This window comes from Nocardioides sp. CPCC 206347 (assembly GCF_048654605.1).
Classification (GTDB): domain Bacteria; phylum Actinomycetota; class Actinomycetes; order Propionibacteriales; family Nocardioidaceae; genus Nocardioides.
The window spans coordinates 397,288-422,265 of sequence record NZ_JBMCYZ010000004.1 but is presented as its reverse complement, the minus strand read 5'-3'; the positions used below and the strand labels follow the sequence as shown (position 1 = coordinate 422,265).

The 24,978-nt window shown below is 70.6% G+C and carries 19 protein-coding genes; 1 reads left to right on the top strand and 18 read right to left on the bottom strand.

Going from position 1 to position 24,978, the window contains the following annotated elements:
* Positions 1 to 32: 32 nt before the first annotated feature.
* The 17 genes from ACOACQ_RS16275 to ACOACQ_RS16195 form a co-directional block, all read right to left on the bottom strand.
* Positions 33 to 2,684 (bottom strand): FtsX-like permease family protein, encoded by a 2,652-nt coding sequence (locus ACOACQ_RS16275; RefSeq protein WP_420288775.1) that lies wholly within the window; start codon positions 2,682 to 2,684, stop codon positions 33 to 35.
* A complete protein-coding gene (locus ACOACQ_RS16270; RefSeq protein ID WP_420288774.1) occupies positions 2,681 to 3,400 on the bottom strand; it encodes an ABC transporter ATP-binding protein in 720 nt (239 codons plus the stop codon). Before ACOACQ_RS16270 ends, ACOACQ_RS16275 begins: the two co-directional genes overlap by 4 nt.
* Positions 3,397 to 3,546, bottom strand: a complete 150-nt coding sequence (locus ACOACQ_RS16265) for a hypothetical protein (RefSeq protein ID WP_378596650.1) — start codon at positions 3,544 to 3,546, stop codon at positions 3,397 to 3,399. Before ACOACQ_RS16265 ends, ACOACQ_RS16270 begins: the two co-directional genes overlap by 4 nt.
* On the bottom strand, positions 3,543 to 4,145 hold the full coding sequence (locus ACOACQ_RS16260) for a PadR family transcriptional regulator (RefSeq protein WP_378596649.1): 603 nt from the start codon (positions 4,143 to 4,145) through the stop codon (positions 3,543 to 3,545). The genes ACOACQ_RS16265 and ACOACQ_RS16260 overlap by 4 nt, the downstream gene beginning before the upstream one ends.
* A 145-nt stretch (positions 4,146 to 4,290) precedes the next feature.
* Complete coding sequence (locus ACOACQ_RS16255; RefSeq protein ID WP_420288773.1) at positions 4,291 to 5,619, bottom strand: aldehyde dehydrogenase family protein; 1,329 nt, start codon at positions 5,617 to 5,619, stop codon at positions 4,291 to 4,293.
* Positions 5,620 to 5,756: 137 nt separating this feature from the next.
* Complete coding sequence (locus ACOACQ_RS16250) at positions 5,757 to 8,768, bottom strand: S8 family serine peptidase (protein WP_420288772.1); 3,012 nt, start codon at positions 8,766 to 8,768, stop codon at positions 5,757 to 5,759.
* 146 nt (positions 8,769 to 8,914) lie between these two features.
* Complete coding sequence (locus tag ACOACQ_RS16245) at positions 8,915 to 10,411, bottom strand: hypothetical protein (protein WP_420288771.1); 1,497 nt, start codon at positions 10,409 to 10,411, stop codon at positions 8,915 to 8,917.
* Between the two features lie 49 nt (positions 10,412 to 10,460).
* The gene (locus ACOACQ_RS16240) at positions 10,461 to 11,177 is read right to left on the bottom strand and encodes an ABC transporter ATP-binding protein (RefSeq protein ID WP_378601593.1); all 717 of its coding nucleotides are present in this window, start codon (positions 11,175 to 11,177) and stop codon (positions 10,461 to 10,463) included.
* Between the two features lie 106 nt (positions 11,178 to 11,283).
* A complete protein-coding gene (locus ACOACQ_RS16235) occupies positions 11,284 to 12,795 on the bottom strand; it encodes a CoA-acylating methylmalonate-semialdehyde dehydrogenase (RefSeq protein WP_420288770.1) in 1,512 nt (503 codons plus the stop codon).
* A gap of 5 nt (positions 12,796 to 12,800) precedes the next feature.
* Entirely contained in the window at positions 12,801 to 14,114 is a 1,314-nt protein-coding gene (locus ACOACQ_RS16230) for an aspartate aminotransferase family protein (protein WP_378601589.1), read from the bottom strand.
* A 2-nt stretch (positions 14,115 to 14,116) separates the two neighbouring features.
* Positions 14,117 to 15,298: an ABC transporter substrate-binding protein gene (locus ACOACQ_RS16225; RefSeq protein WP_378601588.1), complete on the bottom strand. Its 1,182-nt coding sequence runs from the start codon at positions 15,296 to 15,298 to the stop codon at positions 14,117 to 14,119.
* 16 nt (positions 15,299 to 15,314) lie between these two features.
* Positions 15,315 to 16,133, bottom strand: a complete 819-nt coding sequence (locus ACOACQ_RS16220; protein ID WP_420288769.1) for an ABC transporter permease — start codon at positions 16,131 to 16,133, stop codon at positions 15,315 to 15,317.
* Positions 16,130 to 16,975, bottom strand: a complete 846-nt coding sequence (locus ACOACQ_RS16215; RefSeq protein WP_420288768.1) for an ABC transporter ATP-binding protein — start codon at positions 16,973 to 16,975, stop codon at positions 16,130 to 16,132. Before ACOACQ_RS16215 ends, ACOACQ_RS16220 begins: the two co-directional genes overlap by 4 nt.
* Positions 16,972 to 17,853, bottom strand: a complete 882-nt coding sequence (locus tag ACOACQ_RS16210) for an ABC transporter permease (protein WP_420288767.1) — start codon at positions 17,851 to 17,853, stop codon at positions 16,972 to 16,974. Before ACOACQ_RS16210 ends, ACOACQ_RS16215 begins: the two co-directional genes overlap by 4 nt.
* A 4-nt stretch (positions 17,854 to 17,857) precedes the next feature.
* A complete protein-coding gene (locus ACOACQ_RS16205) occupies positions 17,858 to 18,880 on the bottom strand; it encodes a TIGR03842 family LLM class F420-dependent oxidoreductase (protein ID WP_420288766.1) in 1,023 nt (340 codons plus the stop codon).
* 38 nt (positions 18,881 to 18,918) lie between these two features.
* Complete coding sequence (gene hydA, locus ACOACQ_RS16200) at positions 18,919 to 20,349, bottom strand: dihydropyrimidinase (protein ID WP_420288765.1); 1,431 nt, start codon at positions 20,347 to 20,349, stop codon at positions 18,919 to 18,921.
* Between the two features lie 10 nt (positions 20,350 to 20,359).
* Positions 20,360 to 21,208, bottom strand: coding sequence for a nitrilase-related carbon-nitrogen hydrolase (locus ACOACQ_RS16195; protein WP_378601573.1), 849 nt, complete (start codon positions 21,206 to 21,208; stop codon positions 20,360 to 20,362).
* A 137-nt stretch (positions 21,209 to 21,345) separates the two neighbouring features.
* Here ACOACQ_RS16195 and ACOACQ_RS16190 point away from each other — a divergent pair, with 137 nt between their 5' ends.
* Positions 21,346 to 22,695, top strand: a complete 1,350-nt coding sequence (locus tag ACOACQ_RS16190; protein WP_420288764.1) for a PLP-dependent aminotransferase family protein — start codon at positions 21,346 to 21,348, stop codon at positions 22,693 to 22,695.
* A 68-nt stretch (positions 22,696 to 22,763) separates the two neighbouring features.
* On the opposite strand, the gene ACOACQ_RS16185 is transcribed toward ACOACQ_RS16190, so the two are convergent.
* Positions 22,764 to 24,956: a 3-hydroxyacyl-CoA dehydrogenase NAD-binding domain-containing protein gene (locus ACOACQ_RS16185; RefSeq protein ID WP_378601566.1), complete on the bottom strand. Its 2,193-nt coding sequence runs from the start codon at positions 24,954 to 24,956 to the stop codon at positions 22,764 to 22,766.
* Positions 24,957 to 24,978 lie beyond the last annotated feature (22 nt).

Genomic DNA, 24,978 nt, shown 5'->3' with positions numbered 1-24,978 from the left:
GTGGGCCCAGCGTTCCGCTTGGGCCCACCGGATCACTCCACCCGGGCGGTCAGCGGCAGGCGGCCTCGCGCGCACGCCCCGACGGCCGCCGCCGTGAGCAGGGGCAACCCGACCACGACGGACACGATGAGCAACCACGGCACGTCCATGCTGGTGGCGCCGGTCTCGAACTGCCGGGTCAGCGGCTGGCTGATCGCCAGTCCCGGGATGAAGCCGACCGGCGCTCCCAACAGGGCGCCGATGCCGCCGACGAACAGCGCGTAGCCGGCTGCGACCCGACGCCGTTCGCGGGGGCGCGCTCCGACGGCCGCCATCGTGGCGAGGTCGGGTCGGGCGTCGGACAGGGCCAGGAAGGTCGCCGTGAGCGTGCCGCCGAGCATCAGGATCGCGCCGAGGGCACCGAGGACGAACTGGATGATCCGGACGGCCGAGTCAGCCTGGTAGCCGCGCTCGACGTAGAAGTAGGGCTGGACCGGCAGCGCACCGAACGCCTCCTGGATGTCCTTCTCCGTGTTCTCGCTGATCGGCCCGGCCAGCACCACGCCGACCGTCTCGACCTTGAGACCGAGCTCCTTGACGACCTCGGGCGACATCAGCGCCGGAGCCGGTGGCGTGGGCCGCTGCACCTGGATGACGTCGGCCTTCGCGGTTGCCGAGGCGATGGGCTGCGGCAGCTCCTCCGTCGCGACGTACTGCCGTACGTCGACACGGACCTTGCTCGCGTCGGCACCGTTGTCGTCGGCGCCGCGAAGCAGCACGAGTCCACCGTCGCCGAGCAGGGCGTTGGCCCGCTCCCTGTCCGCGGCGTCCATCTCGATGAAGTCGGGCACCTCCGTGCCGACGAGGTACGGCGAGCCGATCGAGGACCAGTACTCCAGCATCAGCGCCTCGCCGTCAGCGCTGAACTCGATCTCCAGCTCACCGGCCTCGCCCGACGTCTGCACCCCCGTGACCTGCTCGGCACCCTGGCCGGGCAGGTAGCGCGCGAGGGTCTCGTCGACAGCGTCCTTGTCCGCGTCGAAGCCGTAGGCGACCGATGCCTGGCCGATGGGGAGCTGCGGGGCGTACGCGTCCTTGTTGGCGGCCTCCTGGCTGCTGACGGCGATCCCGAGCGCCACCACGCCGGCGACGGTGGCGCCGACGGCGGCCACGGCGGGCACGGTGCGGGTCCGGTGGCGAGCGGCGTCGCGGGCGGCGAACCGCAGCGCGAGCGGCCACCGCGCGGCCAGGCGTGAGACCAGCGCGACGGCCATGGGCACCAGCAGGATCATTCCGAACACGGACACGATCGCGGATCCCGCGATCAACAGCGGCGCCGTGTCCCGTCCTCCGCCGGAGCCCAGGACGGCGCTGACGATCCCGCCACCCAGCAGGGCGAGCCCGAGGATCGGCGAGCGAACCGACGGGCTGCCCTCACCGCGACGTCCGGCCAGGACCGCGACCACGTCGTGCCGGGACGCCGAGAAGGCCGGCACGACGGCAGCGAGCAGGGCCGAGATCAGGCCGAAGGCAGCGACCACGAGCAGCAACAGCCACGGGATCTCGAACGGTCCGAACCGCGTCGTGTCGAACCGCTGGGCCACGGGCACCGCAAGGGCCCCGACGACCACGCCGAGCACGACACCGAGGACGCCGCCGATCGAACCGATCACCACCCCCGAGGCGAGGACGGTGCGACGCGCCTGGCGCGGGGTGCCCCCGGCCGCAGCGACGAGGGCCAGCGTGTGCGCCTGCGCCTTGGCCCGTACGGCGAACGCGGGGCCGGCCAGCAGCACCACTTCGAGGAGCACCATCGCCACGACCAGCGCGAGCACGGTCATCGTGATGTCGTCGATGCCGTCCTCTGCAGGGACGCCATCGGGACCGGTGGAATCCGGCGGGTCCGTCAGGACGGCCCTGGAGGTGATCAGCAGGCCGATCCTGTTGAGCTCCTTGACGTCGTCCCAGCTCACCGGGGCACCGCCCACCAGCCAGCGGCCCATCGTGCTGTCGCCCGTTCCGAACGCTCCGGGCAGGGCCGCTGCGAGGGGATACCCCCTGGATCCGGCGCTCTCCGCGATACCGACGACCTTGAGCTCGAAGGTCTGCTCGGTCCCGTCCATGAGCTTGCGGACCGCGGTCAGTGTGTCGCCGACGCCGGACCCACGCTCGGCGAGGGCCTGGTTGACGACGACCTCGCCGGGGCCGGGCGGGTACGTGCCGCTGATCGGCTGGAACAGGCCGTCGGTGAGCGGGTTGGCGAGATCGGTCGTGAACGCCTCGAAGTCGCCGATGCCCTTGTCGGTCCGGAAGCCGAGCGATTCCTGCCCGAAGGTGGTGATCGGGCGATCGCGGCCCACGGCCTTGCGCACCGCAGCGAGGTCGGTCCCGTCGAGGATGGCCTCCTCGTTGTCCTCGTTGTCGGCACTCCCGTAGCCGCCGGCCTCGGGGTCGGGGCTCTGGACGATGTTGTCGCTCCAGCTCGTCTCGATGAGAGCTTGCGCCGAGCCCATCCGCCGGTCGATGCCCTCGATGCTGGACACGTCGGCGGTCCGCCACACGATCGCGGCGGCGCTGACGGCGAGCACGGGCAGGCAGATCAGCACCAGCATCAGCGCGGTCTGGCCCTTGCGGCGCAGCGCCTCGCGGCGGGCCAGGCGCAGGGCCACCCGCCAGCCTCCGCTGGTCGACAGGCTCTGGCTCATCGCGCGGCGTGCTCGGTGAGGACGTCGACCCGGTCGGCGCCGGTCTCGTCGACCACGACACCGTCACGGAGGAACACGACCCGGTCGGCCCAGGCAGCGTGGCGCGCCTCGTGGGTGACCAGGACGCCGGCAGCGCCCGCGTCGCAGCGCGCACGCAGCAGCTGCAGGATCTCCTCGCCGGTCTCGGTGTCGAGGGCGCCGGTCGGCTCGTCGGCGAGGATCAGGCGCCGCTCGCCGATGATGGCGCGCGCGATCGCGACCCGCTGCTGCTGGCCCCCGGACATGTCGTCGGGGAACCGGTCGGCGAGCTCGCCGATGCCGACCTCGGCCAGCGCCGTGCGCGCCTCCTGGCGTGCGGTCCGGGCGCTGACACCGTCGAGCTCGCGCGGCAGGGCGACGTTCTCCGCGGCGGTGAGCGCCGGGATCAGGTTGAAGCCCTGGAAGACGTACCCGATCGACGTACGACGCATCCGCGCCCGGCCCTGGAGGTCCAGGCCGCCCAGGCTGGTGCCTTCCACCTGGACCGTGCCGGCGGTCGGCTGGTCGAGGCCCCCTGCAATGGTCAGCAGGGTGGACTTGCCGGAGCCGGACGGGCCCATCACGGCGACGAGCTCGCCGGCGTGCGCGGTGAACGAGACGCCCCGCAGCGCATGGACCTGGGTGGCGCCGTCACCGTGGACCCGGGTGACGTCGGTGAGCTTCAGGATCGGATTCATCGCGACTCCTCGGTCTGGTCCGGCTTCGTCACGGCCGGGGCCGGGCGTACGGCGGCCGTGCTCCGCAGCCGCGCCCGGGCATCGAGCAGCCAACGGCGCTCGGCGCGGGCCAGCCGGCTCGCGGGGTCGTGCACCGTGTCGCTCATCGCGGCGCCCTCTCGTCGTGCGCCCGCTGGTCCTGAGTCGGTTGCGCGATCGGAGCCGCGGCACCCGGCGCCGGCTCGCGGGCAGCTCGTCGCAGTCGCGCCTCGCAGTGGTCGAGCCAGCGGATCTCCGCCTCGGCACCGAAGACCAGCGAGTCGAGCACCAGGCTCCAGGCCAGCTCGCGCGGGTCGGCGCCGACCGCGCGCCGCTTCAACCGGGTGTAGTCCTGGAGCGCGGCCATCGTCGCGCTGCGCTGCTGCTGGATGACCGTGCCGATGTCGACGCCGGGCACCGTCACCGCCAGCGCCAGCTTGATCGCGAGCTCGTCGCGCGGGGGCTGGGTGCGGGCCACGGGCGTCGTGAACCACGCGGCGACCTCCTCGCGCCCGGCCGCGGTGATCCGGTAGACCACGTGCCCCTCGGCGTTCTCGGCCTCGGCCTCGGCGAAGCCGTCGCGCTCGAGGCGGGTGAGCGTCGTGTAGACCTGCCCGACGTTCAGCGGCCAGGTCTCCCCGGTGCGCTGCTCGAACTCGGCGCGCAGCTGGTAGCCGTACATCGGCTCCTGCTCCAGCAGTGCCAGTAGTGCGTGCTTGACGGACATCGTGCCCCCTCGGGTGGCCTACATACTCGGTATACCGGACTGTATACCCGATATGCACCAGGTGTCGAGGGCTCGGGACGTCACACGGAACGTGGGCTCTCGCCTCCGTCTCGTATGACGTCCAGGGCCCGGTGGCCAGGCGAGGTCAGCCCAGTGAGTGGCGCAGGTGGAAGGCCAGCCGGGCCGCGAGCTTGCCCGCCGGTGTCGCCAGGAGTACGTCGGCCGGGTTGCCCGGCAGGGGAACCGCGAGCCGGCGCCGCGTGGTCAGCGACACGGCCCGCCCGAAGGTGCGCAGCCCGTGATCGCCCGAGAGGGGCCCGTACCCGCGAGCCCCGACCACCTGGCGCGGCAGGGCGCCGGCGACGGAGGCGACGCCGACGTTGACACTCACCTGGGCGGCTCGCAGCGCCTCGCCGATCTGTGCTCCCTTCTCGCGGGAGAAGACGGCCACGTGGGCGTAGGGGCGATCACGCAGGCGGGCGAGAACGTCGCCGAACTCCGCCTGGCCGTGCACCCGCAGCCGCGGGTCGGAGGCCGTGGGGCCGGCGGGCAGCTCCCTGGCGGGCACGCGCGGTCGTCGTACGCCCAGTGCCCGCGCCAGCCCACTGCCGAGGCCGAGCGGCGCAGTGCCGTCGCCGGCCAGGGCCTCGCGCAGCTCGACATCGAAATCGGCGCTGACGTCGGGCGCAACGAACACCTCCGGAACGGCACCGGTCTCGACCGTCCCCGCCCGTCCGACGGCGCGCGCGACGCTGGCTGCGGCAGCCCGCAGGTCGGCGTCGGGTGCGACCACCGTGACCGCGGGTCCCACCGGCACGACCGTGACCGGCACCAGCGAGCGCGCGCTCACGGCGCTGATCCGCGCGGCGGCCGCCGCGGTGCCGAAGACACAGACCCGGTCCACGGGAGCCGCCGCGAGCGCCGACGTCGTGGCGTCGTCGCCGGTCACCACCTGGAGCAGGGGGAAGTCGGCGCGGAGGAGATCGGCATAGGCGAGCAGCGCCGACTCGTGGCCGAACGCCGGCTTGAGGACGACCGCATTGCCCGAGGCGAGGGCGTTGACCACCGCGCTCGACGGGCCGTAGAGCGGGGCATACGACGACGCGATCACCGCGACGACACCCTCAGCCGCGTAGCTGGTCCGGGTGGCCAGCTCCGGGTTCAGCAGCCCGGCGCCCTGTGCCGTCGCGCTGAGCACGCGGGCAGCATTCGCCTCGACCCACTTCAGGTGCTCGATGCTCTGGAGCACCTCGAGCATCGCTTCGTCGATCGACAACCCACTCTCATGATGGAGCGATCCGGCGAGGTCGTCCGAGGCGCGCCACAGGCGGCCACGCCAGGCACGGAGCAGCCGGACCCGCTCGGCCACGGAGGTGGACGCCCAGTGGTCACCCGCCGCGTGGGCGACACGGACCACGTCGGCGACGTCGTCAACCTCGGCGTGATCGGCGTGATCGCGTGCTTCGAAGCCCATGCACAACAGGATGTCACCTCCGTACGACGAAGGGTCGGCCCCGTGCGGGACCGACCCTTCCTCATCGTTGGTCGAGGAGGTTGGTCTCGAGACGGGCCGTCAGACGGCCCTCCTCGACCTCCGGCCGAGCGAGACCGCTACGGAGTGGCCGTGTCGACGTACACGAACGTCGAGTTCGGTGCGCCGTCGTACCCGAGCAACCCGAAGTAGTGGGCGTCCGGGTCGAGGCCGGTCCACGACACGTCGAAGGACGTGTCGCCCCCGGTCGTGACCGGCACCGGGTTGGGGTCGACAGCCAGGTTGCCGACCGACGGACTGCCGCCGAGATCGTAGACCCGCAACGAGTAGGACACCGGAGCACCCTGGTCGCCGGCGGCGAACGCATCGACCTCGACGATGTAGGTGCCGGCCGGTGCGCCCTCGAGCGAGAACGTCTCGCCCGGGGACGGCGTGGCTGCCTCGCCGGCGACCGCGAAGATCGTGCCCGGGTCGCAGGACGCGGCGGCGTACACGAACATGTCGAGGTCGCTGGTCTGGTCGGGAGCGACGAGGTCGAACTGGGCCAGGTCGTTGCCGTAACCGATCGTGACGCACTCCAGGGCGTAGTCCCCGACGGCCAGGGCGCCCTCGGCGACCTGGCCCTTCACGAGGCCGGCCGTCGACACCTGCAGGTCACCGGTGAACCCGCCGGTGATCGGCACGTTCGTGGAGCCGTCGGTGCCGGTGCCGGCGATCGACGTCGGCGCCTTCACCGACACCGGGCGCAGGGCCACGGGCAGGCGGACGGTGGTCGGTCCGGTCAGCGTCACGTGGCCGAAGGCCCACTGGCTGAGCGGCGCCGTGGTGCGTTCGAACCTGAACCCGACCGTGGTCTCCTGGCCGGCCTTCTTCGCACTCACCGAGGAGCGGCTGGCGGTGCTCTTGAAGCCGGGCACCTCGACCTTCACCTTCCAGGTGCCCTTGCGGGCGGCCGTGAAGGTCCGCTTCAGGGTGACCTCGGTCATCACGTGGCCCTCGGCGAGCGAGGGCAGGTTGACGGCGTTCGGCTCGATCGCCGGCACGCCGGTGTCGAGGCCCAGGCCGGTGATGTAGCCGTACCACTGCTCCCAGTCCGACAGGACGAACAGGCCCGGGTCGAGGAAGGCCTTGGCGTTGACGTGGCCGGCGCCCTGCGCGAACAGGTCGTTCGACCTGCCTCCCGACGCGGTCTTCAGGTCGGTCGCGGTCGTCATCATGGCCGACTTGATCTGCATCGGCGACCACTTCGGGTGCTCGCCCTGGATGAGCGCAGCGAGCCCGGCGATGTGCGGAGCCGACATCGACGTACCGGAGTAGAGGTCGTAGTCGCGGCCATGGTTGGACGGCGGCGCGACGGCGGCCAGCACGCTGACTCCGGGCGCGGAGATGTCCGGCTTCAGCAGGTCGCTGTCGTCGGACGCGGCCGGGCCACGCGAGGAGAAGCCGGCGATCTGCGGCACGGGCGTCACGGTGCCGGTCAGGTTGCCGAGCTCGAACCGCGCGGTCGCACCGGCACCGGCGGACTCGAGGTAGTCGTAGACCTTCGGAGCGTCGACGTGCGAGACGTGGATCGTCGGCACGGCGTGGAAGTCGGCGTCCAGGCTGCCCTCGGTGATGTTGGCGAGGACGACGCCCACGCCACCGGCGCGCTTCACCTCCTCGCTCTTCACGACCCGGTCGTAGACGCCGCGCTGGCAGACCACGATGGTGCCGGCGACCTTGGCCGGGTCCAGGCTGTTCGGCGGGCACAGCGCCGTGTCGGGCGCCGAGCCGTTGCCGACCTCGGCGGCGTCGACCAGCTTGGTGGCCGGCAGCGCGGTCCGGCTGATCGAGGCACCGACGAGCTCCTGGCCGTCGCCCAGGACGACGGTGTTCTCGAAGCTGGTGTGCGTGCTCGCCGCGACCGTGGTCACCCACGGGCTGTTGTGCGCGACGGTCGAGGCACCCGGGCCCTCGTTGCCGGCAGAGGCAGCCACGAAGACGCCTGCCTCGGCCGCGCCTTCGAAGGCGATCTCGGCGGCTTCCAGGACGGTGCCGGTCGGACCGGAGATCGAGTAGTTGAGGACGTCGACACCGTCGGTCACGGCCTGCTCGATCGCGGCGACGAGGTCGGACGTCGTACCGGACGCGCGACCGTCGGGGGTGGCCCACAGGGCCTTGTAGACGGCGATCTTGGCCGCCGGGGCGACACCGCTGATGCTGCCGAAGTCCACGCCCTCGGTGGAGACGTCCTTGACCGGGTTGCCCGCGGAGGTCGACGCCGTGTGCGAGCCGTGGCCGTTGCCGTCGCGCGCCGAGATGTAGTCCTCCTCGATGGTGCGGCTCTCGCCGTACCCCTCGACGAAGGAGCGGGCCGAGATCAGCTTGGTGTTGCAGTTGGCGAGGGTGAACTCCTCGCCGGTCTCGCACTCACCGCGGAACAGGTTGCCGTCGGACTTCTTCATCGACGTGATCGAACCGGTGATCTTCGTGCCCCACCTGCCCTGCGGGTCGGCGGTCAGGGGGCTGCCCTTGAACGACTTCGACTCGGGCCAGATGCCGCTGTCGATCACGCCGACGACGACGCCTTCGCCTGCCTTGTCCTGGCCGCCGGTCTGCTTCCAGACGCCTTTCTTGCCGGAGAGGCCGAGGAAGTCGGGGGTGTTCCACGTGTCGGCGTAGACGATCGAGTCCTTCTGGACCGTCAGTACCCGACGGTCCGTGGCGAGCTCGGTCGCCTGCTTGGCCGTCAGGTCGGCGACGAAGCCGTTGGCCGAGATCGTGTAGTGCACCTTGACGTCGAAGCCGAGGTCCGTGCCCAGCTTGTCGTGGGTGGCCCTCAGCTTCTTCGTGTACGACGCCACGCCGGCGCCCTTCGCATCGAACTGTTCGCCCGCGGCGGCGCGGGTCGGGTTGGCCGTGGACGCGGGTGGAGCCGCGAGCATCACGACGTAGCGCCCGGCCTTGTAGCGGGTCAGGTCGGCCTTGGCTGCTGACTGGCCCTCACCGTCAGCGGCACCGGGGCCCGGGTCGCTGGGATCGGCCAGCGCCGGTGCGCCGAGGGCGACGGTGAGTCCGAGCGTCGCCGCGAGGGCGAGCACGAGGAGCGGGGGAAGGCGGCGTGCGCGGTCGCGCGTGCGCAGGACGTGCATGGGGGTCCTCCGGGTCCGAGAGGGATGCGACAGGGTGGGGGTCCTGTCGTGAGGCGGAGATCGTTCCGCCTCCGTCACCCAAGCGGCGAAGATCCGCCGCGTCAAGGGCCTGCGGCCGGACGATTCGAATTCCGCCGTCGCTGCGATCAGGCAGCGACGACCGCCACGACCGCGGCCCGGTGCTCCGGATCCGACCAGCGGCGGGCGGCGCGCACGATCCGGACGGTGGAGACGACCAGCAGGACGGCGGCGACCGCGAGCATCGGGCGCGGCCGCTCGATGGCAGCGAGCGTGGCGAAGAAGAGTCCCGTGAACGTGGTGGTCAGGGCGAGCCGGAGCGAGTAGCCGACCATCGTCAGCGGCGGAGCCGGCGTCGCGCGCGCCGAACGGAGGTCGACGGCGTGCGGCGACTTCGCCGACCACCGCAGGCCGGCCGAGAGGGCCTGGCCGACCACCGTGAGCAGGGCGAGCACGACGGCCAGTGCCTCGGGCGGTGTCGGCTTCCCGGCGCGGACGGCGCCGAGGGCGATCGTGATCAGGGCAGCGCCGAGCAGCACCTCGGCGAGCACCCAGGCCCTCGCGACCAGCACGGTGCGGGGCGCGACCGGCAACGTCTCGCGCCACAGCATCCCGCGGCCGTCGAGGCACCACAGGTTCACGCCGAACAGCAGCACGCAGCCGGATGCCACGAGGCCGGGCAGCAGGATCAGCGTCTCCCACAGGAGACCACCAGCGAGGGCCACCAGGCCCGGGGCGACGGCGAGCAGCAGGGTCCCGCGACGCAGGGGAACACTCCGCCACACCGAGGCGCGGTCGATCCGGATCAACGTGACGAGTCCGGACCGAGGCGTCGTCCGCGCGGCATGGATGCGGGTCTCCTGCTGGCCCTCGTCGCGCGGCATCCGGGTGGCGGCCAGGGTGGCGAGCCGGGCGCCAAGGACCACCAGCGCCACCCCGCCGACCAGCACGACGCCAGCGAGCAGGGCGAGGGACGTCGCGCCGCCGCGTTCGATGGCGGTGGCCGTGATCCGGGCCGGGCCGGAGACGAGGACCTGGCGGACGTCCGGGGTCGCGCCGACGCCCGCGAGCACCGCGAGCGCCACGACGATGCCGAAGCGCACCAGCCGAACGCCGCGAGGACCACGCCGGGCCCACTCGACGCCCCACGCCACCGCCTGGCCGAGGGCGGTGGCCGCCACCACCCAGGCCAGTGTCAGCAGCTGGACGCCGAGGAGCCGCGACGGACCGGCGACGACCGCCGTGAACCCCAGCAGCAGCCAGGTCTGCAGCAGCCACCCCGTGTTGAGGGGCGCCAGCACCAGGGCGCCGAGGTGGTCGGTGACCGGGCTGATCGGGTGGATCGAGGCCGGGTCGCGGGCGAGCAGCTCGCGTCCCCCGCCACCGGCGACCGCGCTCGCCACACTGATCGCCACCACGGCGCCGAGGGCAGCCGGCAGGGCGCGCGCGGCCCGGGAGATCGTGTCCGGGTCGAGGGTGACCCACGCGGGCACGGTCGCCGACAGCACGGTCACCACGGCGAAGACGGCCAGCGCCACCACGACGGCCCGTGGGCGACGCAGGGTCGCGGCCCGGAACCACAGCAGGTGCCGCACGTCCGCGACGGCACGGCTGACGTCGCTCAAGCGATCAGGCCCCCAGCGATCGGGCCCCCAGCGATCGGGCCCGACACGATCAGGCGAGGAGAGCGCGGTACGCACGCGCCCCGTCCTCGCCCGCCATGAAGCCGGACGAGATGGTCGCCATCCGCGTCCCGCCACGGAGGACGGCGACCTCGCCGCACACCTGGACCGCGAGGTCGCGCAGGTGCGTGGAGACGAGCACACCGGCACCACGGGCGCGGGCGTCCTCGATCACCTCGAACGTGGCCTTGACACCGACCGGGTCGACCCCGTCGAACGGTTCGTCGAGCAGCAGCACCGACGGCTCGTGCAGGGCGGCGAGCACCACGCTCAGGCGTCGCGACATGCCGTGGCTGAAGCCCGCGGTCACCCGGTGGGCCACCAGCCCGAGGTCGAAGCGCTCGAGCAGCGCCTTCGCCCGCGACTCCCAGCCCTCGAGGTTGCGCAGTCGCGCGCTCAGCTGCAGGTGCTCCCACGGCGTCGCGCGCGGCACCAGGCCGCCGACATCCGGGCAGTACCCGACGACACGCTTCGCCTCGAGCGTCGCGTCGCGGACGTCGTACCCACCGACGAAGGCAGTGCCCTCGGTCGGCGGCACCACGCCGGCCAGCACGCGCATCGTCGTGGACTTGCCCGCGCCGTTGCGGCCGAGCAGCGCCATCGCCTGGCCCGGCTCGACGTTCAGATCCACGCCCGTCACCGCTTCTACCGTGCCGAACTGCACCCGCAGGCCGGACACCTCGATCGCGGTGTGGGTCTCCCTCCCCATCACGAGTCCACTGTCCGGCCGATTCGGCCAGAAGACCAGAGGCCGGGACCAAATCGGGCCGAGCGTCCTGCCCGGGTAGTCCGTTCGGGCCGGTCCCGGCGACCGATCAGGTGTGTTGCGGGAAGCCCAGGTTCAGCCCGCCGTGCGAGGGGTCCAGCCAGCGCGAGGTGACGGCCTTCTCGCGGGTGAAGAACTCGACACCCTGCGGTCCGTAGGCCTTGGCGTCGCCGAAGATGGACGCCTTCCAGCCACCGAACGAGTGATAGGCGACGGGCACCGGGATCGGGACGTTGATGCCGACCATCCCGACCTCGACCTCCCGCTGGAACCGTCGGGCCGCGCCGCCGTCGTTGGTGAAGATGGCGGTGCCGTTGCCGTAGGGCCCGGCGTTGATCAACGCCACCCCGTCGGCGTACGACGCCACCCGCACCACGGACAGGACCGGCCCGAAGATCTCGTCGGTGTAGACGGTGGAGGTCGTCGGCACCTTGTCGATCAGCGTGGGGCCGAGCCAGAACCCCTCGGCCGCACCGTCGATCTCGACCTCGCGCCCATCGACGACGACCGTGGCGCCGTCGGTCGCGGCGACGTCGAGGTAGCCCGCCACCTTGTCGCGGTGCTCACGGGTGATGAGCGGGCCCATGTCGCAGGAGCGGCGGCCGTCACCGATGACGAGCTTGCCCATCCGGTCGCTGATCCGGCTGATCAGGTCGTCGGCGATCGGCTCGACGGCGACCACGACGGAGATGGCCATGCAGCGCTCACCGGCCGAGCCGAAACCGGCGTTGACCGCGGAGTCCGCGACCAGATCGAGGTCGGCGTCGGGCAGCACCAGCATGTGGTTCTTCGCACCGCCGAGCGCCTGCACCCGCTTGCCGTGGGAGGTCGCGGTCTCGTAGACGTAGCGTGCGATCGGGGTCGACCCGACGAACGAGATCGATGCGACGTCGGGGTGGGTGAGCAGCGCGTCCACGGCCTCCTTGTCGCCGTGCACGATGTTGAAGACACCGTCGGGAAGGCCCGCTTCCTTGAGCAGTCCGGCCATCCAGTTCGCGACGCTCGGGTCCTTCTCGCTCGGCTTCAGGACGACCGTGTTGCCCGTCGCGATCGCGATCGGGAAGAACCACAGCGGCACCATCGCCGGGAAGTTGAACGGGCTGATGATGCCGACGACGCCGAGGGGTTCCTTGAGCGAGTACACGTCGACATCCGTCGAGACGTTCTGCGAGAACGCGCCCTTGGCCAGCTGCGGCATCGCGCACGCGAACTCGACGACCTCGAGGCCGCGGGCCACCTCGCCCGCGGCGTCCGACAGCACCTTGCCGTGCTCGGAGGTCAGGATCGCGGCGAGCTCGTCCTTGCGGGCGTTGAGCAGCTCACGGAAGCCGAACATCACCTGCTGGCGGCGCGTGATCGACGCCTGCCCCCAGGTCGCGAACGCCTCCTTCGCCACGGCGACCGCATGGGCGACGTCCTCGGCGCTGCCGTAGCGGACATGCTTGGAGACCTGGCCCAGGGCCGGGTCGAACACCTCCCCCGTGCGGGGCGAGACGCCGGCGTCGGGTCCTCCGGCGATCCAGTGGTCGAGAACAGGCAGGGTCGGGTCGATGGCAGTCATCGTGTTCAGAGCTCCTCGTCGAGCAGGGTGAGTACGGCGTCGTACGCCGCCAGGGCCTCGGCCACCTCGTCGGCGGTCACGACACAGGGCGGTACGACATGGATGCGGTTGTCGGCAATGAAGGGGATCAGGCCGCGCTCGAGCAGTGCGGTCTTCGCCCGCCCCACCAGTGCGGGGGGCAGCGGTGCGCGGGTGGCCCGGTCGGCCACGAGCTCGACGGCCCAGAAGACTCCGGTGCCACGGACCTCCCCGACGACCGGGTGCTTCTCGGCCAGGAGGGCGAGACCGGGTCCGATCGACTCCGACCCGATCTTCCTGGCGTGGTCGACGATGCCTTCGTCCTGCATGGCATCGATCGACGCGACGATGGACGCGGCCGCGAGGGGGTGGCCGCTGTAGGTGAGTCCGCCCGGGAAGACCCGGTCGTCGAAGGTCTTCGCGATCGGGTCACTGATGACCACGCCGCCGACCGGCACGTAGCCGGAGTTGACCCCCTTGGCGAACACGATCAGGTCCGGCGTGACGTCGTGGGCGTCGAACGCGAACCACTCCCCGGTCCGCCCGAAGCCGGCCATCACCTCGTCGAGGATCAGGACGATGCCGTGCTGGTCGGCGAGCGCGCGCACGCCGGCGAGGTAGCCCGGCGGCGGCACGAGCACGCCCGCCGTACCCGGCACGGTCTCCAGGAGGATCGCGGCCACGTCGCCGGGGCCCTCGCACTCGATCACCCGACGCAGGTGCTGCAGTGCGCGCTCAGCCTCCTCCTCCGGCGTCGTGGACCAGAACTCCGAGCGGTAGAGGTACGGACCGAACACGTGGACGTGACCTCGGGCGTACTCGTTGGGCAGCCGCCGCCAGTCCCCCGTCGAGACGACCGCCGCGCCGGTGTTGCCGTGATAGGAGCGGTACGTCGACACGACCTTGTCGCGCCCGGTGTGGAGCCGGGCCATCCGGATGGCGTTCTCGTTGGCGTCCGCGCCGCCGTTGGTGAAGAACACCTTGTTGAACCCGTCGGGCGCGTGCGCCGTGATCCGGCGCGCCGCCTCCCCCCGGGCCAGGTTGGCGGTCGCCGGTCCGATCGTGGCCAGGGTGGCGGCCTGCTCCTGGATCGCAGCCACCACGCGCGGGTGCTGGTGCCCGATGTTGACGTTGACCAGTTGGCTGGCGAAGTCGAGGTAGGAACGACCGGAGTGGTCCCAGACCCGGGAACCGAGACCCCCCGCGACGACAAGCGGCGCGAGCGCGGCCTGCGCGCTCCACGAGTGGAAGACGTGCTCCCGATCGAGCTCCGTCGTGAGGGTGTCTCGGTCCTGGGACATGGCTACTTGCCGCCTTCCTTGAGCTCCACGTCGATCGGCTTGAAGCCCGCGCCCTTCGTGTCCACGCCGTCCGCCTCGAGCTCGGCGAGTGCCTTCTCGACGTACTCGTTGGTGTGCGACGAGGCCGGCGGCTCCTTGCTGATGATCGACGCGCCCGTCTCGTTCTTCGTGTTGAGCGCGATGTCGACGGTCTGCTTCCAGGCAGCGTCGTCGATGATCCCGACACCGTTGGTGGAGGGCCACAGGAGCTTGTTGACCTCGTTCGTCATCCAGAGCTGGTGGCTGGTGCCGAGCTCGGACCCGGACTCCGCCACGATCCGCGCGCCGTCCTCGGGGTTGTCGCGGACGAACGCCCAGCCCTTGATGGATGCCTTGATGAAGGCAACGGTCTGCTCCTCGTAGGCGGCGTCGGAGAGCTTCTCCGTCTGGGCCCAGATCGCGTCCTGGAGCATGGCCGAACCGACGTCGTTCCAGTCGATGACGTTGAGGTCCTCGGGGGTGTAGAGCTTGCCCGTGTCCGGGTTCACGGTCTCCAGCACCTGCGCGTACTCGTTGTAGGTCATCGCCTGGGCGGCATCGATGTCGCCGGCGAGGAAGGCGTTCATGTCGAACGCCTGCTGGACCAGGTTGATGTCACCGACGCCGACTCCGGCCTCCTGCATGCCGGCGAAGAGCTCCCACTCGTTGCCGAACCCCCAGCTGCCGACCGCCTTGCCCTTGAGGTCCGCGGGCTTGGTGATGCCCTTGTCCTTGAAGGAGATCTGGGTGGTCGCGCTGCGCTCGAAGATCTGGGCGACGTTGGTGATCTTCGCGCCCTGCTCGATCGAACCGAGCACCTTCGGGACCCACGAGATCGCGTAGTCGACGTCGCCGGAGGCGAGCACGTCCTGCGGGACGATGTCGACGCCACCCTCGACGATCTTCACGTCGAGGCCTTCGTCGACGTAGTAGCACTCCGCGACCGCGGCGTAGTACCCCGCGAACTGGGCCTGCGAGACCCACTGGAGCTGCAACGACACCTCGTCCAGCTTCCCCGCGTCCCGCGCCTCCTGGGTGCGCTCCGCGCAGTCCTTGTTGGCCGCGACGTCGACCTCCGAGGAGTTCTTCCCGTCGTCGCTCCCACATCCGGACGTGATCAGTGCGAGGACGGCAGCGGCGGCGCCCAGTTTCAGTGTTGTCTTCATTGGATCTCCTGTTTCCTCAGGGGGTTCGGTGGTGCCGTGAGAACCACAGCTCGACGAGCAGGGTGACGACGTAGAACAACAGCCCGAGCACGATGGCGCCGGAGACGTAGGCCCAGGCGAGTGGATAGTTGCTGCTGGCGGCCGACGACGTGATCGACTTGCCGAGGCCGCCGATCGGGCCGCCGAAGTACTCCGCGATCAGGGCAGCGATCACGGCCAGCGACGAGGCGACCCGCAGCCCGGTGAAGACGTACGGCGTCGCGGTCGGCAACGTGACGCTGCGGATCACCTGGAACGGCCCCGCGGCGTAGGCGGTCATCAGGTCGCGGTGCACGGCGCGCACCTGGCGCAGTCCGCGAAGGGTGTTCAGGTAGACCGGGATCGAGACCGACAGCCCCGCCACGATGATCCGGCCGGTGTCGACGGCCGCGCCGTACATCGAGTAGAGCACCGGCGCCAGCGCGACGATCGGGATCACCGCGAGCGCGGCGACCACGGGTGCTGCCATCTGGTCGAGGAACCGGAAGGTGCCGGCCAGCATCGCCCCCGCGACACCGATCAGCGCACCGGCCACCGTCCCGATCAGGGCGTTGCGACCGGTGACGCCGGCGCCCTTGACGATGCTGTCGAAGTTCGCGGTGACCTGGTCCCAGATCGCGCTGGGTGCCGGCAGGACGAAGGGCTCGATCTCGTGGGAGTCGACCAGCCACTCCCACGCGGCGATCGCCAGGACGCCGACCACCAGCGGTGCCAGCACCGTGCTCCACCGCACCTCGGCGATGGGCAGCCGGGCACGGGTGTCCTTGGCGGGCGACGCATCGGCGACCGTCGTCATCGTGAGTCGACCCCGCGTGCGGTGACGGCTGCCTCGGGCGTGCCGTGCAACAGGCTGCGGACATCGCTGACGGCGTGGAAGAAGCCCTCCTCGTCCCGGGCGCCGGCGGAACGGTCATGGGCAGGCGCCATGCCGTCGGCGCGTACGTCGACGATGCCGGTGATGCGACCGGGTCGTGGCGACATCACGACCACCCGGTCGGAGAGGAACACCGCCTCGGGGATCGAGTGGGTCACGAACAGGACAGCGGCCCCCGTCTCCGCGCAGATCCGGACCAGCTCGTTCTGCATCCGCTCGCGGGTGATCTCGTCGAGCGCACCGAACGGCTCGTCCATCAGCAGGAGTCGCGGGCTCTCGGCCAGCGCCCGGGCGATCGCGACCCGCTGCTGCATGCCGCCGGAGAGCTGGTCGGGGTGGCTCTTCGCGAAGTCACTCAGGCCCACCAGCTCGAGCAGCTCGGCGACCCGACTGCGTCGTACCTCGGAAGGGACACCGTGCAGCTTGAGCGGCAGCTCGACGTTGCCGGCGACCGTGCGCCACGGCAGCAGGCCCGACTGCTGGAAGGCGATGCCGTACTCCTGGTCGAGACGCGCCTGGCGGGCCGTCTTGCCGAACACCGTGATCTCCCCCGACGTCGCGGCGTCCAGGTCGGCGACGAGACGCAACAGCGTGCTCTTGCCGCAGCCGCTGGGGCCGATGAGCGAGACGAACTCGCCGTCGGCCACGGTCAGGTCGACGTCGCTGAGGGCGTCGACCTGCTTGCGGCCCTTGCCGAACACGCGGTTCACACTGCGGGCCCGGATCGCCGGGTCGTGCACCAGCTCGCTCATCGGGTTGATCATCGGGCGACTCCTGTCAGTCGGAAGGGTCGGAGGGCCAGGCCCAGCAGGCCGACGGCGCCGGCGGCCAGGAGCCCGATCGCCACGGCGCCGAAGATGGGCGCCCACGGCTTGGCCGGGTCGCCGCTGGCGGCCACGGCGTAGTCGATGACCATCCGGCCCAGGCCACCCTTGAGCCCGATCGACACCTCGGCGACGACGGCACCGATCACCGCACTGGCGGCCCCCAGCCGCAGCGCCGGCAGCAAGTAGGGAACACTCGCCGGGATCCGCAGGGTCAGCAGGGTGCGCCACCAGCCGATGCCGAAGGCGCGCATCAGGTCCAGATGGGTGGCCTCGGGCGACTTCAGTCCGCGCAGCGCCCCCACCGCGACGGGGAAGAACGCGAGGTACGCCGCGATCACCGCCACCGAGTCCTGGCTGGTCCACACGTGGCTGCCGATCTCGATCTCCGACCCCCAGCGCCGCACGAGCGGGGCGATCGCGATCAGCGGCACCGTCTGGCTCAGCACCACCCACGGCAGCAGCGCAGACTCGACGATGCGGAACCGGCTCATCACCAGGGCCAGCAGGAGCCCGACCACCACGCCGATCAGCCAGCCGCGGGCCGCCAGTCCGAGCGAGAACATGCTGGCGTCGTACACCGCGGAGAAGGCGTCGGGCGCTCCGGCGAGCGAGGTCACCGGTTCGGTGAAGCGCTGCACCATCTCCCACGAGTGCGGCATCGCCAGGTCGGTGGTGCGCGGCAGGATCCGCGTGTCGCCCAGCAACACGCCCTGCTCGGGCCCGAGCGCCTTGTAGAGGTCCCACGTCGCGACGACGGCAGCGACGCCGAGGATCCCCAGGACCACGGCGCGAGAGCGCCTCCAGATCTGCGCCAAGTCCTCAGGCCTTCGCCGTCACGTGCTCGCGCAGGGCCGGCATGATCGACTCGCCGTAGACCCGGAGGGTCTCCTCCTTGTTGTCGTGCTGGAGGTAGACCGCGAACTGGTCGACGCCGATCTCCTTCAGCGCCTTGAGCTTCTCGATGTGCTGCTCGGGCGTGCCGAGGATGCAGAACCGGTCGACGATCTCGTCGGGCACGAAGTCGACGTGGTCGTTGTCGGCCTTGCCGTGGGTGTTGTAGTCGTAGCCGGTGCGGCCCTTGATGTAGTCGACGAGCACCTTCGGGAACTCCGCGTCCTCGCCGTACTTGGCGACGATGTCGGCGATGTGGTTGCCCACCATGCCGCCGAACCAGCGCGTCTGGGAACGCATGTGGTCGATCTCGTCCTCGCTGCCGACGTACGCCGGCGCGGCCACGCAGAACGTCAGCGCATCGGGATCGCGGCCGGCGTTCGACGCCGCCGTCCTGACCTGATCGATCATCCACTTCGCGACGTCGAGATCGCCCAGCTGGAGGATGAAGCCGTCGCCCACCTCGCCGGCCGTCTTCAGCGCCAGCGGGCCGTACGCCGCCACCCACACCTCGAGCGAGGAGGTCCGGGCCCATGGGAACTGCAGCGTCGAGCCGTTGTGCTCGACCGGGCGGCAGTTGGCCAGCTCACGGATCACGTGCGTCGCGTCACGGACCTCCTTGAGCGTGGTCGGCTTGCCGTTGAGCACCCGTACGGCGGAGTCGCCCCGGCCGATGCCGCACACCGTGCGGTTGCCGTACATCTCGTTGAGCGTCGCGTAGACCGACGCGGTCACGGTCCAGTCCCGCGTCGCGGGGTTGGTGACCATCGGCCCGACGATGATCCGCCTCGTCGCGGCGAGGATGGCCGAGTAGATGACGTAGGGCTCCTGCCAGAGCAGGTGCGAGTCGAAGGTCCAGACGTAGTCGAACCCGTGCTCCTCGGCCTGCTTCGCAAGGCCGACCGTCCGCCAGGCCGGCGGGTTGGTCTGCAGCACCACACCAAAATCCATGTTCACTCCCTGAGTTCGTCGAGTGACCGAGACGCCGGTCAGACCAGGTACTGCGTGAGGTCGCGCTTGAGGAACTGGCCGTGGCCCTTGGTCCCCTTGAACTGGCCGTCCTCGACGAGGACGGTGCCGCGGGAGATCGTGACGTCGACGTGGCCGTCGATCTCGAAGCCCTCCCAGGCGGAGTGGTCCATGTTCATGTGGTGGGTCTTGCCCTCACCGAGGCCGATGGACGTGTGGCCGTTCGGGTCGTAGACGACGATGTCGGCGTCCGCTCCCGGCTGGATGACGCCCTTCTTGCCGTAGAGGCCGAACATCCGCGCCGGCGTGGTCGCGATCAGCTCCACCCATCGCGACAACGTGATCCGGCCGTCGACGACGCCCTGGTAGAGCAGGTCGACGCGGTGCTCGATCGAGCCGATGCCGTTGGGGATCGCCCGGAAGTCGTCCTTGCCGAGCTCCTTCTGGTCCTTCATGCAGAACGGGCAGTGGTCGGTGGACACCATCTGGAGGTCGTTGGTGCGCAACCCCTGCCACATCGCCTCGAGGTGGCCCTCCTCCTCGGAGCGCAGCGGCGTCGAGCAGACCCACTTCGCGCCCTCGAAGTCGCCCCACTCCTCGCTGCGGGCGCCGAGCTGCTTCTCCAGCGAGAGATAGAGGTACTGCGGACAGGTCTCGCCGAACACGTTGCGGCCCTTGTCGCGCGCCCACGCCACCTGCTCGACGGCCTGCTTCGCGCTCATGTGCACGATGTAGAGCGGCGCCCCGGTGAGGTCGCTGAGCATGATCGCCCGGTGCGTGGCCTCCTCCTCCATCTGCCAGGCGCGCGCGATGCCGTGGAAGTACGGACCCGTCTTGCCCGACTCCGCCAGCTGCGCCGCGAGGACGTCGATCGCCGGGCCGTTCTCGGCGTGCATCATCGTCAGGAGCCCGAGCTCCCGGGCCTTCTGCATCGCGCGCAGGATCTGCGCGTCGTCGCTGTAGAAGACACCGGGGTAGGCCATGAAGAGCTTGTACGACGTGATGCCCTCGTCGATCAGGCCCTCCATCGCCTTCAACGACTCCTCGTCGACACCGCCGATGATCTGGTGGAAGCCGTAGTCGATCGAGCAGTTGCCGCGCGCCTTCTCGTGCCATGCGGCGAGCCCGTCCTCGACGCGCTCGCCGTACTTCTGGACCGCGAAGTCGATGATCGACGTCGTACCGCCCCATGCGGCGGCCGTCGTACCGCTCTCGAAGGTGTCGCTCGCCTCCGTGCCGCCGAACGGGAGCTGCATGTGGGTGTGGGCGTCGATACCACCGGGGATGACGTACTTCCCGGTCGCGTCGATGACCTTGTCGGCGTTGATCGTGCCGAGAGTCCGGTCCCCCGGGGTCAGCAGCGCCACGATCTTCTCGCCGTCGACGAGCACGTCGGCGGCGACGGTGCCGGTGGCGTTCACGACCGTGCCGCCCTGGATCAGGATGGTCATCGTCGCCCCCTCACGCCTGCGCGATGTGGGTGTAGGAGTCCGGGCGACGATCCCGGTAGAACTGCCAGTCGTCGCGCATCTGCTGGACCATGCCGAGGTCGAGGTCGCGCACGAGGAGCTCCTCCTTCTCGGCCGACCCCCGCTCGCCGACGAAGTTGCCGCGCGGGTCGATCACCTGGCTGGTGCCGTAGAAGTCGACGGCGAGGTCGCCGTACTCGTTGTCCTCGCGGCCGACCCGGTTCGGCTGCAGCACGAAGTAGCCGTTCGCGACCGCCGCGCACGGTCCCTCGACCTCCCACAGCCGGTTGCTCAGCCCGGGCTTGGTGGCGTTCGGGTTGAACACGATGTGGGCGCCGTTGAGGCCGAGCTCGCGCCAGCCCTCGGGGAAGTGCCGGTCGTAGCAGATGTAGGTGCCGACCTTGCCGACGGCGGTGTCGAAGACCGGGTAGCCGAGGTTGCCCGGCCGGAAGTAGAACTTCTCCCAGAACCGGTCGAGGTGCGGGATGTGGTGCTTGCGGTACTTGCCGAGGATGGTGCCGTCGGCGTCGACCGTCACGGTGGTGTTGTAGTAGACGCCGGTCTGCTCCTCCTCGTAGATCGGGAGGACCATGACCTGGCCGAGCTCCTTGGCGAGGGCAGCGAAGCGCTGCACGATCGGCCCGTCGGCCGGCTCGGCGTAGCGGTAGTACTTCTGGTCCTGGGTGATGCCGAAGTAGGGACCGTAGAAGAGCTCCTGGAAGCACATCACCTGGGCGCCCTGCGCGGCTGCGTCCCGCGCGAACTGCTCGTGCTTGTCCAGCATCGAGTCCTTGTCGCCGGTCCAGGTCGTCTGGCTGATGGCTGCACGCACGATCGTCAACGTCCACCTCCAAGGGGGGTCGGGTGGGGCAAGCAGGAGTTCGGATGTTTCGTTATCCTTCGGGTTGAACATTTCGCTTTCATTTCCCTTCTGTCAAGGTTCTCCTGCAAATCCGGCTCACTGAGGAGGTCGCCGTCGTGGCCCACGCACCCGACCTGGCCTCCCTCGAGGACCGGACCCCGTCCGGGATCGCGGGCGCGTTCAGCCGGGCCATCCGCGCCGGCGACCTGCTGCCCGGCGACCGGCTCCCGACCGTGCGCGCCGTCGCCGCCGAGCTGGGCGTGTCACCGGCCACCGTGTCCGCGGCCTGGCAGGCGCTTCGTCGTACGGGCGCGGTGGTCTCGCGGGGCCGGGCCGGGACCTACGTCCACGACATCCCGACCCCGTGGCTCTCACCGCGACAGCGCGAGCTGGTCGGCGCCGGACCGGACGGGCTGCGCCTGGACCTGTCGCGCGGCACGCCCGACCCCCAGCTCCTGCCGTCGCTCGCGCCCGCCCTGCAACGGGTCTCGCAGCGCGCAGGGACGCTGACCTACCAGGACGAGCCCGTGCTCCCCGAGCTCCGGACCGTCCTGGCGGCATCCTGGCCGTACGCCGCCGAGGCCCTCACCGTCGTCGACGGTGCCACCGACGGCCTCACCCGGGCCCTGGAACAGATCGTGCAGTACGGCGACCGGGTCGTGCTCGAGTCACCGAGCTTCCCGCCCTTCTTCGACCTCGTCGAGGCGCTGGGCGGCGAGATCGTGCCGGTCGAGCTCGACGATCGCGGGATCCGGCCCGATGCCCTGCGCAAGGCCCTGGCGTCTCGTCCGGTCGCCGTCGTCCTGCAGCCGCGGGCGCACAATCCCACCGGCGTGGCGATGGATGCGACCCGCGTCGGGCAGCTGGCCCGCGTGCTGCAGCGAGCCCCCCACGGGGTGCCGTGGGTGATCGAGGACGATCACTCGGCCGGCATCAGCACCTCGCCGGACGTCACCCTCGCCTCGTTGCTGCCCGAGAAGGTCGTGCACATCCGGTCCTACTCCAAGTCCCACGGACCGGACCTGCGGATCGCCGCCATGTCCGGTCCGGCGGAGCTCATCGACCGGATCGTCGCGCGCCGGATGCTCGGTCCGGCCTGGACCTCGCGCATGGTGCAGACGATCCTGCTCGACCTGCTCACGTCCTCGCAGTCGCTCGACGAGGTCGGCGAGGCCCGCCGCCAGTACTTCGCCCGCCAGCGCACGATCGTCACCGAGCTGGCCGCCCACGGCATCGACATGCCGCCGCCCGACGGCATCAACCTGTGGCTGGCCGTCCGTGACGAGCGAGCTGCCCTGGTGCACCTGTCCGCCTCGGGCATCCGGGCAGCGGGCGGTACACCCTTCCTCGCCGGCGACGCCACGACCCCGGGCGAGGCGTTCGTGCGCGTCACCACCGGCCTGGTCTCCCCCGACGACGCGGCCGACGTCGCCGCGGCGATTGCCGAGGCCGTCGTCGCCGTCTGACAACGACAACGGCGCGGTTCACGTCAACCAGGTTGACGGGAACCGCGCCGTAGTTTGATCCAGCAGGATCAGGCGGGGAACGAACCGCCCGAAGCGGCCAGGTCACGCAGCCAGGCGGTGGCCTGGAAGCGGTCGCCGTACTTCGCGGCCAGCTCGTCGGCGCGCGCGAGGAACGCGTTGAGGCCGATCTCGCCGGTCGCCTTGTTCTCGTAGCCGGTCATGAACTGCGCGGCACCACCGGTGTTCGGCGGGAAGCCGATGCCCATGATCGAGCCGATGTTCGCGGCGGCAGCCGAGGTGATGACGTTCTCCTCGAAGCACTTCGCGGTCTCGAGCGCCTCGGCGAAGAGCATCCGGTCCCGGATGTCCTCGATCGGCGGCTGCACCTCGGCGACGGGGAACAGGGTGGCGAGCTCGGCGGAGATCGAGCCGCGCTTGCCGTCCACGTAGTCGTAGAAGCCGGCACCACGAAGGCGACCGGGGCGACCCGCGTCCAGCATCTTCTGGACGACGGCGATGCCCGGGTGCTCGACGTACGTGTTGCCTGCCGCCTCCTCACCCTCGCGGGTGGCCTTGGCGATCTTGCCCATCAGCTCGAGGTTGAGCTCGTCGGACAGCTGCAGCACCGGGGCCGGGTAGCCGGCCGAGGTGGTGGCCCGCTCGATGGAGTACGGCGCCACGCCCTCGGCGAGCATCGCCATGCCCTCGTTGACCATGTAGCCGATGACCCGCGAGGTGTAGAAGCCGCGGCTGTCGTTGACGACGATCGGCGTCTTGCGGATCAGCTGCACGACGTCGTACGCCTTGGCCAGCGCGACGTCGTTGGTCTCCTTGCCGGTGATGATCTCGACCAGCGGCATCTTGTCCACGGGGGAGAAGAAGTGCAGCCCGATGAAGTCGGCCGGACGGTCGACGCCCTCGGCGAGCTGGGTGATCGGCAGGGTGGACGTGTTGGAGCAGAGCAGCGCGTCCTTGTTGATGAACGGCGCGATCTCGGCGAAGACCTTGGCCTTGAGGGCCGGGTCCTCGAACACGGCCTCGATGACGAGGTCGACACCGGTCAGGTCGGCCGGGTCGGCGGTCGCGGTGATCCGGCCGAGCAGCTCGGCCTTCTTCTCCTCGGTGGACTTGCCGCGGGAGATCGCCTTGTCGAGGATGGCCTCGGAGTACGCCTTGCCCTTCTCGGCGTTCTCGACGGCGACGTCCTTGAGGACGACCTCGAAGCCGGCCTTCGCGCAGACGTAGGCAATGCCCGCACCCATCATGCCCGCGCCGAGGACGCCGACCTTGGTGGGCTTCCACGGCTCGATGCCCTGCGGACGGAGCGAGCCGGAGTTGATGGCCTGCAGGTCGAAGAAGAACGCCTGGATCATGTTCTTCGAGCCCTGGTTGACCACCAGGTTGGCCAGGTAGCGCGACTCGATCCGCGACGCGGTGTCGAAGTCGACGCTCGCGCCCTCGACGGCGGCCGACAGGATCGCCCGCGGGGCGGGGTAGTCGGCTCCCTTGACCTGCTTGCGCAGCAGGGCCGGGAACGCCGGGAGGAAACCGGCCAGGGCCGGGGACTTCGGGGTGCCGCCGGGCATCTTGTAGCCGGGGGCGTCCCACGGGCTGAGCGCGGCGTCGGGGTTGGCCTTGATCCACGCCTTCGCAGCGGGGACCAGCTCGTCCTGGGTCGCGACGAGCTCGTCGACGATGCCCTTCTTCAGCGCGGTCTCGGGGTTGAACTGGGTGCCCTGGAGCAGCACGTCCATGAGGGCGCTCTGCAGGCCGAACTTGCGCACGGTGCGGGTCACGCCGCCACCGCCGGGCAGCAGGCCCAGGGTCGCCTCGGGGAGGCCGACCTTGATCTTCGGGTCGTTGACGAGGATCCGGTGCTGGGTGGCGAGGGTGATCTCGTAGCCACCGCCGAGCGCGGCACCGTTGATCGCGGCGACGACCGGCTTGGGGAAGAGCTCGAGGCGACGCAGCGCGTGCTTGATGCTCTCGCACTGGGCGAACACGTCGCCCGCGTTCTCCTTGGTCGTCTGGACCATCAGCTTGAGGTCGCCGCCGGCGAAGAAGGTCTTCTTCGCGGAGGCGATGACGACACCGGTGATGTCGTCCTGCTCGGCGTACAGGCGCTCGACCGCGGCCGCCATGGACTCGCGGTAGAGCTCGTTCATCGTGTTCGCGCTCTGGTTGGGGTCGTCGAGGGTGAGGGTGACGATGCCGTCGGCGTCACGGTCGTAGCGGACCGCGCTCTGGGTCTCGGTGCTCAATGTGTGTCCTTCAGTCTGAGAT

Bases quoted from the DNA above. Each gene is read 5' to 3' on its own strand.
- ACOACQ_RS16275 (WP_420288775.1), bottom strand. From the start codon at position 2,684: ATGAGCCAGAGCCTGTCGACCAGCGGAGGCTGGCGGGTGGCCCTGCGC.
- ACOACQ_RS16270 (WP_420288774.1), bottom strand. From the start codon at position 3,400: ATGAATCCGATCCTGAAGCTCACCGACGTCACCCGGGTCCACGGTGAC.
- ACOACQ_RS16265 (WP_378596650.1), bottom strand. From the start codon at position 3,546: ATGAGCGACACGGTGCACGACCCCGCGAGCCGGCTGGCCCGCGCCGAG.
- ACOACQ_RS16260 (WP_378596649.1), bottom strand. From the start codon at position 4,145: ATGTCCGTCAAGCACGCACTACTGGCACTGCTGGAGCAGGAGCCGATG.
- ACOACQ_RS16255 (WP_420288773.1), bottom strand. From the start codon at position 5,619: ATGGGCTTCGAAGCACGCGATCACGCCGATCACGCCGAGGTTGACGAC.
- ACOACQ_RS16250 (WP_420288772.1), bottom strand. From the start codon at position 8,768: ATGCACGTCCTGCGCACGCGCGACCGCGCACGCCGCCTTCCCCCGCTC.
- ACOACQ_RS16240 (WP_378601593.1), bottom strand. From the start codon at position 11,177: ATGGGGAGGGAGACCCACACCGCGATCGAGGTGTCCGGCCTGCGGGTG.
- ACOACQ_RS16235 (WP_420288770.1), bottom strand. From the start codon at position 12,795: ATGACTGCCATCGACCCGACCCTGCCTGTTCTCGACCACTGGATCGCC.
- ACOACQ_RS16230 (WP_378601589.1), bottom strand. From the start codon at position 14,114: ATGTCCCAGGACCGAGACACCCTCACGACGGAGCTCGATCGGGAGCAC.
- ACOACQ_RS16225 (WP_378601588.1), bottom strand. From the start codon at position 15,298: ATGAAGACAACACTGAAACTGGGCGCCGCCGCTGCCGTCCTCGCACTG.
- ACOACQ_RS16220 (WP_420288769.1), bottom strand. From the start codon at position 16,133: ATGACGACGGTCGCCGATGCGTCGCCCGCCAAGGACACCCGTGCCCGG.
- ACOACQ_RS16215 (WP_420288768.1), bottom strand. From the start codon at position 16,975: ATGATCAACCCGATGAGCGAGCTGGTGCACGACCCGGCGATCCGGGCC.
- ACOACQ_RS16205 (WP_420288766.1), bottom strand. From the start codon at position 18,880: ATGGATTTTGGTGTGGTGCTGCAGACCAACCCGCCGGCCTGGCGGACG.
- hydA (WP_420288765.1), bottom strand. From the start codon at position 20,349: ATGACCATCCTGATCCAGGGCGGCACGGTCGTGAACGCCACCGGCACC.